We start from the raw sequence: 13,345 nt of genomic DNA on the forward strand, positions 1-13,345 counted from the left end.
GCGAGATTCTCGCGCACGAACCGGGCGCGCTGCTCGGCTTGGTCGGCCCGGTCGTCGATAATACCGTCAGTGGCGTTATCGCCGGCTTCTCCGGCCGATTGGCTTCTCCCGCCCTTCCTGAATCCCTTGCAAGCCGCGCGGCACCCTTGCGAAGCTCCCGACATCTGGTTGCCTGTGCGGCTTGATCGGATCCGGCCTGGCACAGTTCGTTGTATCGCTTACCCGTAGGGATCATGCATCGCCTCGCCGCCCCAGCTACGAGCTCCCGCGCCACGTGATGCTCCGGCAATCGTCAGGACCAAGGTTTCCCCTCCTGACGTCGTCATGCTATCGTCTCATTGCCAGACGACGGAGTTTTTGTGGCCGCCAAGTTCGCGCGATCAGGCACGAGCGGCAATGCGGCCTTTAGCCGTACGCGCGCCAGGACGAAAAGCATGGAGATTGCCAAGGACAAGGTGGATGAAGCCATACTCGCATTGCTTTGGCTCAACCAGCACGTAACGGGCGTGGCGTGGAAAGGCTTCGACTGGGCAACGATGAACCGCCTTCACGAGCGCGGGCTCATTTCCGACCCCGCACGGCGACGCAAGTCGGTGTGGTTCACCGAGGAGGGTGATGCCGCTGCGGAAAAAGCGTTCAGATCGCTGTTCAGCTCTGGAAATGACGAAACTTCCGGGTCAGAAACGACGCCGTAGTCGAGGAAAGGCACCCAGTGGCGGCTTTGGAGACCGAGAGCGAGGTCATCGCAGTGACCGGCTATGCGGCAGTGCGGGAGGCTTTCAACGATGTTCTTGACTTGTGTGTCGTCAAACTGACGCAGGCTGATCGCAGGTTCGCGTGGGAGGTCCTCGATCTCGCCGGCCTCGATGAAGATGACACGGCGGCCATAGAAATGCTGAGCGACACCGCTCTGTTCTCGCGGCGCGACCCGCTACGCGCGCGCCGCGCTATCGACAGGATCGCCGGCAAGCTGCCGGTCAAGCGCGATCCGCTCAAATCCGCGATCGCTGCGCGCCTGCCTGCAGCCATTTTCTCGATCTTTCGCGTGATCGGTCGTCACAAGGACGGGGGTGTACACGCACTGGATTTGCTGGATCGCCAGCGCCCCATCCATATCATGGATCATGCGCTAGCCCAGCAGGTACAAGTGATTGGCGAAGTGCTGATAGCGGGTCGCTTCGTGGACCTTGGCCCCTGGTATGTCGGCTTCGGGATCGTCGTTCCTTTGCGCAAAAGTGAAAGCCTTGCGATCATGCTCGCACTTTCCGCAAGTGATGGCGGTCCCGACGAGATCGAGGAGAAGCGTCACGATCTGCATGAACTGATTTACCAGTCGCACCTGATGGGTGAGGATCTGGTCATGCGCGCCGTTGAACCCATGATCTCCGCCATCGCGATGGGCATCGACATGGAAGAGGATTTCGACGCGGCGATGAAATCCCTGGCACCGGTCTTCCCTTCGCGGCGCACCGGTGGGCAGGCCGACAATAAGAACGCCAACGACAGGTGAACCCGCTTGAGCAGCGATATCAGGACCGAGCTCGAGAGGCTCAGCCACGCAGCACTGATTGACCTCATTGACGGCCATGCACGCGACGACGACCGGTTCAAGACCTGGCTCGCGACGCAACTGGCTATCCAGAACGCGCTGAATGACGGTGCCGGGCTGGATCCGGCACCATTCGAAGCGCGGATTGCCGCATTGCTCGCGCCACCGTTTGTAGGGTTCCGAGGAGGCTATCGGCACGATACCCTGTTCGAAGTCGACTACGAAGCACTCGATGAACTGGTTGCGCAGGCGAACACATTGCTTACCGCGAAAGACGGTGTCAGTGCGCTGGCGATCCTGATCCCTCTGGCGCGAGGGCTTGCCGAGGTTGCAGGCAATTGCGACGAGCGCGATGGCTGCTTCGAGGACCTGCTGGCGATTCTCAACGAGCGGATTGCGGTTGCCGTTCTTCTCGAGAGCGTCACCCGGGAGTCCTGCGACGATGCCTGCGACTCGCTCAGCCGCTGCCAGCACGAAATTGCCAAATACAGCGATAGCGGTGCATTCGAACTGGCCATCGCCGCCGCTTCGCGCCGATGGGATGACCCCGGCCTCGAGGATCTCCTGGCCGGTCGTGGCTCGACCTGGCCGCTGATCGGCAGCAGCGATGCCGATGAGGAGCGGCTTACCGCAGCCCGGCTGTCGGCGCTGGACGTGATGGATCGCCATCAGGAGTTCCTGCGTTTTTCATTCGCCGCGAAGCATTTCCCAGCGCATGCAGGAATGCTGGTACGCCTTGACCGGATCGAGGACGCCATGGACGTTGCCAGAACCCATTTGCGCGCGCCCGAAGATGTTCTCGGACTTGCCAAGGCCGTGTGGGACACCGGGCGGTGTGACGTCGCGCTCGATCTTGGCGGCTGGGGCATATCGATGCCGCCTGATCCCGATACGGCGGTCCACACAAGCGCTCACGCATGGCTGACGCTGTGTCGCTGGGTGCGAGATCGGGCGGCGTTCGCAGGTCAGCCCGCAAAGGCGCTGTCAGCCGCCATCGGCGCGTTTGAAACGAGCCTGGCCCGCGAGGATTTTAGAGCGGCTGCGAAAATCTGCGAGCCCCATCAGTGGGACATAGTGCGAGAAGAACTGCTCGGTCGCCTGATCGCCGCCGCTTACGCCGTCGACCGCATCGACATCCTGCTTGATGAAGGTAGGCTCGATGACGCGATCGCAAGCATCGAACACGCCCATCCACGATTGCATTATGCCCGCGACGAGGCGCTCGTCAGGCTAACCAATGCCGCGCTCAAGGCCCGCCCTGAATGGGCTGCCGGTTTTGCGGTGAAGATGGCGTCCCCCATCATCGAGAGCGGGCGCTCGAGCCGATACGACCTTGCCGCTTTCTGGCTCGAGCGGGCTGCGTGCGGGTTCATAACGCTCGGCAGAACCGCCGAGTGGCATCACTATCTCGACGAGTTGATGACGACGCATCGACGCAAGCACAGGCTGATGGGCTTTCTCAGATCCTTACGCTCGCGTTCGTGAAGCGCCGCGGGCCGAGCCAACTCCGTCGAGCGTGCGGATCAGACTTGCTGCCCCGGCGTCGGGCATTGAAAGGTGCGGCGGGGATCGTCTGGGAGGCAAAGTGCGCCTCGCCCCAACTGATCTTGGCGTACCCCATTGGGCGGATATTGCCTGCGCGGCGATGTTGATGTCCAGCTCCTTTACCATAGCGGCGCGGGGGCCGTCAGGCAGAGGCGCGTCACTGGCCGGGAAGCCCATCAGATCCTAAGCTGTTGGCGGATGTGATCCGCAAACGCGCACCCGATGCCGCGAGGGTCGCATTTGAGACCGGCCCCTATCGACCTGGTACTATCAGGAGCGCACAGCGGTCGGCATTCCGGCGATCTGTATCGATATGCGTCAAGCCAAAAGAGGCTGGATAGGGCGCGCAACAAGACCGACGCGATCGTTGCTGACGGTCTAGCTCATCTTGCCGAGGCCGCCTTTTGGTAAAGGCCTTTGACAGCATGCTCGTACGCACTCTGGTGGCCGGCCTCAGCCCGGAATGGTCGCCGGCTTCGCGTCGGAATCCATGGCCGGCTTCAATTGGAATTCGCAGAGGGTCGAGGGCGTGGAGGTTCGAGTGTTCTCCTGGGCACCATTTGTTCTCCCGCGGACGTCCACAGACGTCCGCGGAGAGGCTGAAAAACCTCACTTTTTGTGTTATGATCGTCCGCTCAAATCCGGGCGAATTCGGCACCAATCGGGAACAATGCGGGTATATCCGAGGGTATCGATCTTCGTCCTTTGCTAGGACGATACCCCCATGGCCACCCTTTTTGCCACTACCGTCGCCAGCGCCAAACCGCGCGAGCGGGACTATAAGCTGTCTGATGGCGGTGGTCTCTATCTTCTTGTCCGTCCCAATGGCACGAAACTCTGGCGTCTCAATTACCGCTATCTTGAAAAGCACCGTACGCTTGCATTCGGGGCGTGGCCCGAGGTCAGCCTCGCTGATGCGCGGGATCGGCGAGACGATGCCCGACGCCTGCTCGCTGCCGGGACCGACCCTTCGCATCAACAGAAAGTTGATGCCGCTCGTGCCCGCGTCGAGGAGAACGACACATTCAAGCTCGTGGCCGAGGAGTGGGTGGCGAAGAACGAGCGGGAAGGTTTGGCCGAGGTCACGCTTAGAAAACTGCGCTGGCTCCTGGACAAGGCCTACGCCCGGATCGGTGATCGCCCGGTGGCAAAGATCACTGCGCAGGAGGTTCTGGCCGTTCTGCGCGCCGTCGAGGCAACGGGTCGGCATGAGAGCGCGCGGCGCATGCGCAGCGTACTCAGCCGGGTCTTCCGTTACGCCATTGCAACGACGCGGGCCGAGCGAGATCCAGCGAGCGACCTTCGCGGCGCATTGACCGTTCCAAAGGCCAAGCACCTCGCCGCGATCACCACCGAGGATCGGGCGGGACACCTCATGCGAGCGATCGAAGGCTATTCCGGTCATGCCATCACGCTTTTCGCCTTGAAACTGTCAGCCCATCTGTTCGTGCGTCCCGGTGAACTGCGACAGGCTGAGTGGGCGGAGTTCAACTTCGATCGCAGCGTCTGGAACATTCCTGCTGAGAAGATGAAGATGCGGCGGCCGCATCGCGTGCCCCTCTCGGCTCAGGTCGTGGGGCTATTCGAAGAGCTATGGGACCTCACAGGGAGCGGACGCTATTGCTTCCCTTCCTTCCGGACAGGCCAGCGCCCTATGTCTGAGAATACCGTCAATGCGGCGCTCAGGGCTCTTGGCTTTGGTCAGGAGGAGATGACTGCGCATGGGTTTCGGGCGATGGCCGCCACGCTCCTCAACGAGACCGGGCAATTCAATCCCGATGCGATTGAACGTCAGCTTGCACACATGGAAAACAATGGAGTGCGCCGCGCGTACACGCGCGGTGAATATTGGAACGAGCGAGTCGCGCTGATGCAGTTTTGGTCTGACGAGCTAGAACGTCTTCGCGTTGGAGCCAACATCCTCGAGCCCCACTTTGCAGCACGGAAGCGTCCAAGCGCGGACTGACATGACTAAGAGGTTTACCATAGATTATAACCTAAATGACTGACCGGCTGACGACGGTAGGATCATGGGGCGGGGCTGAAGCCATCCTTGTGGGCATGTTCATCGAGATACCGCATGATGATGTCATCGGTGATGTTGCCGGAGGTGGTCGAGAAATAGCCCCTTTGCCTGAAGCGCTGTCCCCAATACCGGGAGTGTCATGATTTCCGTGTCTGGGCGGGCATAACGGGTAAAAAGGGAGTCCCACTATGTCACGACGCAAAGAGCCTGCCATACCGAATGAGCTTCTCGATCAGCTTTTGGCGGGCGGCGCTGCCAGCGCCGCCTTCGAGCAGGGCGGTCTGCTCGATTCGCTGAAGAAGGCGCTGACAGAGTGTGCCCTGAATGCGGAGATGGAACACTACCTCGCTGGCGAAGACGGCGCCGGCGACATGCGCAACGGCTACGGTCGGAAGACGGTGATGACCGACACTGGCAAGTTGGCGATCGACGTGCCGCGCGACCGCCAGTCGAGCTTCGACCCACAGTTGATCGCCAAGTATCAACGCCGCTTTCCTGGCTTCGACGACAAGATCGTGTCGATGTACGCGCGCGGCATGAGCACCCGCGAGATCACCAGGCATCTGCTGGCCGAAGTGGTGGGTGAACAGGTTGCCGCCGAGAACGCCAAGGCCACCACCAAGGTGCAGCGCGGCATCGTGCGCGATTGTCTTTCCGGGACTAACGGACGGGTAAAGCGCGATAGCTGGGTGCCGCGCTGGATGGCTTTCCCGGCATCGAGCTACACGGACCGGGGCGGAGTCGGCAGCGCCGAGCGCGCACAGCGGCTGGCGGCGCAGCTGGCGATGGGGCAAGAGCCGGAGGAGGTCGAGCCGGATGACCCTGTCAATACCGATGCGGAGGATACTCCCGTCGTCGAGGGTGAGAATGGGATGCTACAGGCGGCGTAACTCCGATTGCTGGACCGGCGGCATGAGGCGTGTCGCCGGTTCTTCGTTGTGCTGTCGCACGTCGCTTCCGCTGCGCGTCGCGAGGTCGGGATGCGGGGCATCCCTCCGGCGGTCGCCGCGCTGGCGCGCGGCGGCGTTGGGCCTGATCGGCTCCAGGGTGACGGGGGGCGTCGCTGCCCTGTAGCCCCGCCTCGGCGGGCCGCAACCCGTCCGCTGCGCGACCGCGTCTTCCACTTCGTTGCAGCCCTTCGGGTGCCCCCCGCCTCACCCGGCGGGGCTGTCGGTCCGCTCCTGCCGCCCCCCGCCACCCTGGCGCCGGTCGATGGCGGTTGAGGAAAGGAAGACCAAGATGAGCAGGACCGAACGCGGAAGCCTCTATGCGCAAGTCACCGCCAAGATCATCGCCGAACTGAAAGAGGGCCGGTTGCCATGGGCGCAGCCATGGGATGCCTCGCGGTGTCCCTGCGCCATGCCGCACAACGGGGTGACCGGAAGGCCGTATTCCGGAATAAACGTGCTGATCCTGTGGGCCGAAGGTGTGGGCGGGGGCTACAGTTCCCAGCGCTGGCTTACCTATCGGCAGGCGGCGGCAGCGGGCGGCAATGTCCGGCGCGGGGAGAAGGGAACGGTTGTATGCTATGCCGACCGCTTCATTCCCAAGGCCGAAGCCGAGCGGGTAGCGGGCAAGGATCGGGACGCAAGGACCGTCGCCTTCCTCAAGCGCTTCGTGGTGTTCAACGTCGATCAATGCGAGGGGCTAGCGGAAGACCTAACCGCCGCCGCGATCCTCCCCGATCCGGTCATGGCCATCGCCGACGCCGACCGCGTCATTGCCGCATCGGGGGCGGATTTTCGGATCGGCGGGAGCAAGGCCTTCTATTCGCCGACGCAGCACTATGTGCAGGTGCCGCCGCAGGCGGCGTTCCATCATCCGGTGAACTGGTATCGCACCGCGCTCCACGAACTGGGGCATTTCGCCGGAGGCAAAGGGCGGCTGGAACGGGATCAGACCGGGCGGTTCGGTTCGGCTTCGTACGCCCGGGAAGAACTGGTTGTGCGCCGTGTCGGCGCGAATAAAGGAGTGAAGACATGTCTTCTGGATAGCTGGGAAAATCCATGCGTCCCCGACTTACCGGTGCCGGTGATGAGCCGGCTGAAATCCCGAAAGGGAAACGGGACCATAGCATGTCGGGAAAAGGCCCAAACTGCCGAAACCATCGTAGGTCGGGCGGGTCATCGCAAGGTGCGTACGGCGAAAGCTACACTGCCTGAACTCCAGTCCTCAGGGTTTTATCCTCGACAGCGGCGCAGCGATGGTTGCAACACCGCACCGCGCAGAGATCGGTTGCCACAAGGCACTCCACGCCGGACAACTCAAACCGCTCGACAGCGGCGACATGCAAGCACGGAGAGCCGGATGATGGGAAACTATCACGTCCGGTTCGGTGGGCGGGAGAGGCGTGTCCTCATCGAGGCACGACCGTCCCGACCCAATGCCGAGATGACGGCGGCTTTCGCCTGCGCTGCGCTTGGTATCCAGCCCACCGTTCGCCACGCCGATTACATCGGGGCATGGTTGGAGGTGCTACGCGCCGACGACAAGGCGATCTTCCGCGCGGCAAGCGCCGCGAGCAAGGGCGCCGACTATCTCCTCAAAGGCGCCGAGGGAGGCGAGCAGGGGCAAGCCTGATCCCTTTGCAACGATGCAGGCGCGGACCGTGGCGTCGCTGGTGGGCTCCCCGTGGAGCGCCGGTCTGCCTAAGTCCTCTCCGCACCTATAAACGCCGGAACCGGGCGAGGCGCGTCAAGCCCAAAGTCACCTTTGTCATCGCACGCCGCGCGACACATCATGCGCTCGGCGAAGAGGAGCTGACCTCGCTTGTTGCCTGCCTCGAGGAACTGGGACAAGCGTGCCCATCACCGGCATGTGGCATCCCGCGACGTGCGCGGCGGTTGCGGAACTGGCGGGTCGTGCCTGAAGCTTCATCGATCCGGGTGCCCCGGACGGAAGCTTTCTTCCCCCTATCATCCATCGTGAAGCCCTGCATCAACAGGAAGGGGGCCAGCGTACTCGCTGGCCCTTTTCGCGCTTCCGGCGCTTCAGATCGAATCGGCGTTCTCAGAGAACATCGATGGTGCCCGCCGAATCGAGAATTCGGGGGGCGCATTCGCACGCTCACGCGAAGGCCGGACGCACGCCCGAGGGCGTTTTGTAATGCACCCCACGCACGGGTGCTGCTTCGCATAACAGGCTGATATCGCGAGGTTATGTCGCGGCACAGAGCGGCTGCCGAGCTGGCACAGATCGTCTGCCGCGGCAGCCAGAGCGTCGCGTCGATCACATCAAGCCGCTGTCTTCGTTTGGCATTTTCCGGCTGCCGGTGGCAGTTCGCGGCGGTCGGCCGTCGGACATGTCAGCCAGCGATTTACGCAGGCTGGCGGACAGCGTAGAACAGCGTCGCTTCACCACGTGCTGGCGTCCGAATTAGGACTTTCTATGGCACGAATATCCCTGCGTCTCGAAGACGGCCTGCACGATCAGTTGCTCCGGCAGGCTCGCCGCTACAACATCACCCTTTCCGATCTCGTCCGCCCCACGCTCGAGCGTCTGGCGTACCCCGGCCGTGTTTCCGATGCCGCCAGCCAGCAGGCCCAGCTCGGCATCATGGCCTGCACGCTTTCGCTCCTCCTGCTAGACATAGAGGCACGCGCACCGCACCTCCTCGAGCCGGGTACCCAAGCCGCCCGCGATCTCTTCCGCGGTTGGGGGCTTCCCGAGGAACTGGTCAGCCATATCCTTGCGGGATTGGAGCATCGTCATGGCGCATAGGCCGAGCCCGCCCCGGGACAACGCCAGCTCCCACACGCAGGCGAAAGATCCGGGGACCCCGGCGCACGAATTGCCGATGGAGCCGCTCACGGTCCGCATCCCCACCGCGGTAAAGCTCACCGGCATCGGACGCTCTCGTCTCTACGAGCTCATCGCTTCCGGAGACCTCGAAATCGTGAAGATCGGCTCCATGACCCTTATACCCGTCAGCAGCCTGCGCGCGCTCATCGGAAGGGCGCGGGGGAACGAAACCCGTCATGACCCGCGATGAAGATCGGGCGATGCCGGGCGTCCGGGAGCAACCGTCGCCCGGCGAACGACAGCATGACCTGCTGACCGCCGACTTCGCGGCATCCGGCATTGATACGCGCCGGTTCGGATTCTACGACCAGTCGGCATTCCTCGCTCGGGAGAGTGCCAACCCTTCCTATCTCGCCCAATACGGGGAATGGGTCATGACGCGCCCGATCTCCGCGGAGTACGAGGCCCATGTCAGGCCGACAGTCCCGAAGCTGACGCGTCTGCTCGCGAAGGCGTTCGCCCGTTACGATGCACGGGGCCGGTGCGTTTCCGCATCCTGCATGATGACGCGCATGCTCGATCGCCTCGGGGTCTGGAGTTTCGGTGTCTGTGGGTCGGTGATCCTTGAGGCCCCCGCGCTCGGATTGCGGCGGGAGATGCAGACCATCGCTCTGAAGCCCGGTCCACTCAAGATTACAGGCCATGCCTGGACCTGTGCGCCGCCTTTTCTCATCGTCGATCCATCCCTGGCGTTTCAGCACTGCGATCCGGCGTTCGCCCGCCTCCTACCCGAGACTGTTCTGGCCGAAGCCTCTGCTCGCCGATTTTATCCCTCCGTGGAGGACTGCGTCAGCGAACCGGTCAGGGCCCTTTTCGCTTCGGCGGAGGGCTGGAGAGATCCCTGTCTTCATCATCGACTGGACCCGGGGCTGGCGGGTCTCTGGCGAACATTCCCGCCACGGGAGTTCACCGCGTCCGGGTTGCGGATGCGCTTCGTTCCGGTCGCCATCCGGCAACCTGCTCAGAGCCTCGCCCATATTGAACTGGATGCGGAAGGTCGCACCGGAATGACGGTCTGGAACAGCGTCGTCGCGCCCGCCTTCGGCATGGCGCCGCTGTCCTACGAATAATTATGAGAACGCCGTATGCAGCTTGCCCGACAGCACCAGTGGCGCTTGGACAAGGTCGTGCCAGCCCCAATGATAAGTTCGTGTTCTAGGCAGGTGGGGAGCATTGCGTCGAGTGCCGCGTCGATGGCGAGCAAGGTATCGCGCAGACAGTTCTGCACCTCCGCGACGGGTATCTTCAGTTGCCTGCCAATCTCGTCGTAGCCAAGCTCGTCCACCCGATGCAGCAGGAACACGCTCCGCTTCAAGGGCGGGAGCCGATATACCGCCTCTGTGTACACGGCTCTGCACTCGGTGCAGATTTCTGCGTCGGCGGTTCGCTTACGACGCACGGCATAGCTCGTCACTGGCGGGCGTCGGAAGCTCCAGCTCCGCGCCGCAGTGTGCGGCCACCAGCGCGTGAAGGGTTCTGGTACGATCCATCGCCCATGCCAGTTCCTCCCGACTGATGCGGTAGCGGCGCCCATAGCGCACCTCGACATAGGCCCGGCGGATGCAGCCGAAAGCGCGCCGCTCGAACGGCGTTTCGCGGGGCCATGCTTCGCGCAATCGGCCGACCAGCATCTCCGCGCTCTCGCGCAGTTCGTCCAGCGCGTGGGTGCGTGGCCCGTGCAGAGTGAGCGACCATAGTATACACTGATAGGAATGCTCGCACGCCTGATGCAGGAGCAGCGCAGCCATCGGCGCATTCCCCTGCCATTGATAGAAAGCTGCGCCGTTCAGGAAGTCGGTGGCACGCGCGTACCAATGGGCATATTCCGCGCGTCCAGCGGCAATGCGATCCGGGGCGGGCATTCTGTGCGGCGACTGCAAGCGCAATCCCTCTGACTGATACAGCGCGATGCCCTGACTGGCGATGCTAACGAAATGCGGCACGCCCTCGGCAAGAGCAGCGTTGATCCGCTCCAGACTTTCGACGTCGAGGCGTACTTGGTGGGTGATCTCGCCGAGCTCCCAAGCGCGACGCAGTCGGTCGCGCACGTGCCGCCAGTCGCGATCGCTGCGCGCCAGCCGAGGGTAATTGACGATCACCAGCAAGCGGAATGCTTCTCCCGGCGCGACCTCACCCCAATCCGTCCCGGCATGGGGGCGGTGGAGGACCAGCGCGAGGACGCGGCCCGCCCTGAGATGTTTGGAGCATCGGCCTTTAGTTGTTTCCTCGAATTCCTCAAACAGGATCGTGGCGACGCGAAGAAGCTCCTTGTGGACCGGAGCGGGTATGTGATCGGCGTCGGCGCGCAACATCATGCCAATTTCCCCTAACGGCTGCGCTGGGGCCACGTTAGGCACGAAGAACTAATCGCTTCATCCACGCGGTCCAGCGGGGCACGATCAGGTGGAGTGATCGCGGTAGGTACTAAGCTTACCCTATAGACGCCATGCATGGGGACAGAGACCAATGCGCAGCGCGATGTGCTGAACTGCGAATCATAGGAGACCAAGCGTGTCATCAGGCTGCCTTCCTTGAGCCACCCGGAAAGAGCCGCGGGCTGCGCCGCAGCATAACCGGCACCGCTTATAGCACTGCAGAAGGAAAAGTGCAATAAGCGGTGCCGGTTATTGCACTTCCAGTTGAACCGGCGTCATGCCGAGTTACGACGACTGCATGGGAAGACCGCCGCTCAACTTGAAATCAACCAATCTCCGTTTGCCTGTCGGATTGGGAGAACGGATCGACAAGCTAGTCGGTCGGCAGAGGCGTGCTGCCTTCATTCGGGATGTTCTTGAACGCGAGGTCTCGCGATTGGAATCGGCGCAAAGCAAGAACGGATAACACGAAAGGTCCCGGCGAAGAGCTGCGAAACGTTAGTGTCGGACACGTTACACTTGGGTGCGTTCCGAAAAATCCGCCGAGATGCTATTCCTGATGGCAGTATTATGGTCTGTTTAAAATCAAACAGTTATGCCGAAAATCGACTCTCTTGCGGCAGTAAGACTGGAACAGTTGTGCACTTGGCGCCCAGCAGCTCAACCATATCCTGTCGGTGATCCTCGCTGACCAGTGGGTGCGCGTAGATCAGAAGTGGCCCGGCTCGTCAGAACAGCCTTTGACGTTTGATAAGTGGATCGTCTGCGGGTTGGTTGTTCAAGCTGCCGCCTGCGGGGCGTCATGGAGGTCGAGCGTAGCCCGGCCGGAGTGACGCCCCGCAAGTCGCGGCCAATTCACGCTGCCACGGCCTGTGGCAGATTGTCAAAGTAGGTCTGATCGGGCGGACGCCCACCGAGGCTCGAGTGAGGTCTCCGGGCGTTATAGAAACCCAGATATCGGCCGATCGCGTTGCGCGCTTCGCTGACCGAAGCGTAGGCGTGCAGGTAGACTTCTTCGTACTTCACCGAGCGCCACAGCCGCTCGACCACGACATTGTCGCGCCAGGCGCCGCGGCCGTCCATGCTAATCTCGATACCCTCGCGCCGGAGCACGCCGGTGAAGGCTTGGCTCGTGAATTGGCTCCCTCGATCTGTATTGGAAATCTCCGGCTTGCCATAGCGCGCCAGGGCTTCCTCGAGCGCTTCCACGCAGAAGTCGGCCTCCAGCGTGATCGAAATCCGATGGCTGAGAACCTTGCGGCTGAACCAGTCGACGATGGCCACGAGATAAACGAAGCCCCGCGCCATGGGGATGTAACTGATGTCTGTCGCCCAGACTTGATTGGGCCTCACGATCGGAAGCTTGCGCAGGAGATAGGGGTAGATCTTGTGCCCTGGCGCCGGCTTCGAGGTGCTGGGACGTCGATAGACCGCCTCGATCGCCATCTTCTTCATCAGGCTCGCGACATGGCAGCGGCCAATCTCGATACTTTCCTGGCGCAGGAAATCACGTAGCATTCGGCTTCCCGCGAACGGAAACTCCAGGTGCAACGCATCGATGCGCCGCATGATCGCGAGATTCTTCGACGAAACCGGCCGGGGCAGATAATAGACACTGCCCCGGCTGATCCCGAGTTCCTTCGCCTGACGCTTCACCGGTAAGGTGTGCGTTCGGTCGATCATCGCTTTGCGCTCGGCAACAGTCTTGCCTTGCCGAGCGCGCCTTCCAAAAAATCATTCGCCAACGTCAACTCGCCTATCTTGGCATGCAGCGTCTTCACGTCGACGGCGGGCTCGTCCGAGGACTTCTCCGACCCGAATACGCCGGCCGCTCCTTCGAGCAACTGCGTGCGCCCCGTCGTGATCTGGTTGGGATGCAAGTCATAGTCCTGCGCCCGCTCTCCCAGCGTCTTCTCGCCCTTGATCGCGGCAAGTGCTACCTTCGCCTTGAATGCCGGGCTGTGGTTGCGCCGGGGTCGTCTGCTCATTCTCTGCTCCTGTCTCGCAGCCTTACTGGCTGCTCTCAGGCAGAAAATCCAATTATCTCAG

The 13,345-nt window shown here is 62.3% G+C and carries 10 protein-coding genes and 5 pseudogenes; 11 read left to right on the plus strand and 4 right to left on the minus strand.

Annotation, left to right across the window (positions count from 1 at the left end):
• Positions 1-434 precede the first annotated feature (434 nt).
• The 5 genes and pseudogenes from BES08_RS11715 (at position 435) to BES08_RS11730 (ending at position 5,060) form a co-directional block, all read left to right on the plus strand.
• Positions 435-695, plus strand: coding sequence for a DUF6429 family protein (locus BES08_RS11715; protein ID WP_069709229.1), 261 nt, complete (start codon positions 435-437; stop codon positions 693-695).
• Between the two features lie 17 nt (positions 696-712).
• Positions 713-1,510 carry a hypothetical protein gene (locus BES08_RS11720; protein ID WP_156799848.1) on the plus strand — a complete coding sequence of 266 codons (798 nt, stop codon included), beginning with the start codon at positions 713-715 and terminating at the stop codon, positions 1,508-1,510.
• Positions 1,511-1,516: 6 nt separating this feature from the next.
• Positions 1,517-3,034 (plus strand): hypothetical protein, encoded by a 1,518-nt coding sequence (locus BES08_RS11725; protein WP_069708382.1) that lies wholly within the window; start codon positions 1,517-1,519, stop codon positions 3,032-3,034.
• A 188-nt stretch (positions 3,035-3,222) separates the two neighbouring features.
• Positions 3,223-3,552: pseudogene (locus BES08_RS33965) on the plus strand (IS110 family transposase); the annotation flags it as partial.
• A 266-nt stretch (positions 3,553-3,818) separates the two neighbouring features.
• Positions 3,819-5,060, plus strand: coding sequence for a tyrosine-type recombinase/integrase (locus BES08_RS11730; protein ID WP_069708383.1), 1,242 nt, complete (start codon positions 3,819-3,821; stop codon positions 5,058-5,060).
• A 62-nt stretch (positions 5,061-5,122) separates the two neighbouring features.
• Here BES08_RS11730 and BES08_RS34685 read toward each other — a convergent pair.
• Positions 5,123-5,251 (minus strand): annotated as a pseudogene (locus BES08_RS34685) (IS200/IS605 family transposase); the annotation flags it as partial.
• A 57-nt stretch (positions 5,252-5,308) separates the two neighbouring features.
• Here BES08_RS34685 and BES08_RS11735 point away from each other — a divergent pair.
• The 6 genes and pseudogenes from BES08_RS11735 to BES08_RS11755 form a co-directional block, all read left to right on the plus strand.
• Positions 5,309-5,740 (plus strand): annotated as a pseudogene (locus BES08_RS11735) (transposase); the annotation flags it as partial.
• Between the two features lie 619 nt (positions 5,741-6,359).
• A pseudogene (locus BES08_RS11740) lies at positions 6,360-7,055 on the plus strand (ArdC family protein); the annotation flags it as partial.
• A 450-nt stretch (positions 7,056-7,505) separates the two neighbouring features.
• Positions 7,506-7,700, plus strand: a pseudogene (locus tag BES08_RS31800) (zincin-like metallopeptidase domain-containing protein); the annotation flags it as partial.
• 807 nt (positions 7,701-8,507) lie between these two features.
• Complete coding sequence (locus BES08_RS11745) at positions 8,508-8,840, plus strand: hypothetical protein (RefSeq protein ID WP_069708384.1); 333 nt, start codon at positions 8,508-8,510, stop codon at positions 8,838-8,840.
• Between the two features lie 76 nt (positions 8,841-8,916).
• On the plus strand, positions 8,917-9,111 hold the full coding sequence (locus BES08_RS11750) for a helix-turn-helix domain-containing protein (protein ID WP_069708385.1): 195 nt from the start codon (positions 8,917-8,919) through the stop codon (positions 9,109-9,111).
• Positions 9,098-9,991 (plus strand): hypothetical protein, encoded by an 894-nt coding sequence (locus BES08_RS11755; protein ID WP_083274654.1) that lies wholly within the window; start codon positions 9,098-9,100, stop codon positions 9,989-9,991. Before BES08_RS11750 ends, BES08_RS11755 begins: the two co-directional genes overlap by 14 nt.
• Here the strand turns inward: BES08_RS11755 and BES08_RS34690 are convergent.
• The 3 genes from BES08_RS34690 to BES08_RS11770 form a co-directional block, all read right to left on the minus strand.
• A complete protein-coding gene (locus BES08_RS34690) occupies positions 9,982-10,335 on the minus strand; it encodes an RNA polymerase sigma factor (RefSeq protein WP_420873439.1) in 354 nt (117 codons plus the stop codon). The two genes, BES08_RS11755 and BES08_RS34690, sit on opposite strands and share 10 nt — an antisense overlap.
• The gene (locus tag BES08_RS11765; RefSeq protein WP_069708387.1) at positions 10,310-11,236 is read right to left on the minus strand and encodes a HEPN domain-containing protein; all 927 of its coding nucleotides are present in this window, start codon (positions 11,234-11,236) and stop codon (positions 10,310-10,312) included. Before BES08_RS11765 ends, BES08_RS34690 begins: the two co-directional genes overlap by 26 nt.
• A 915-nt stretch (positions 11,237-12,151) precedes the next feature.
• A protein-coding gene (locus BES08_RS11770; protein WP_156799850.1) for an IS3 family transposase occupies positions 12,152-13,284 on the minus strand; the annotation gives its coding sequence in 2 pieces (ribosomal slippage) (positions 12,152-13,023 and positions 13,023-13,284; 1,134 coding nt in all).
• Positions 13,285-13,345: the final 61 nt, after the last annotated feature.

This window comes from Novosphingobium resinovorum, assembly GCF_001742225.1.
Taxonomy (GTDB): Bacteria; Pseudomonadota; Alphaproteobacteria; order Sphingomonadales; family Sphingomonadaceae; genus Novosphingobium; species Novosphingobium resinovorum_A.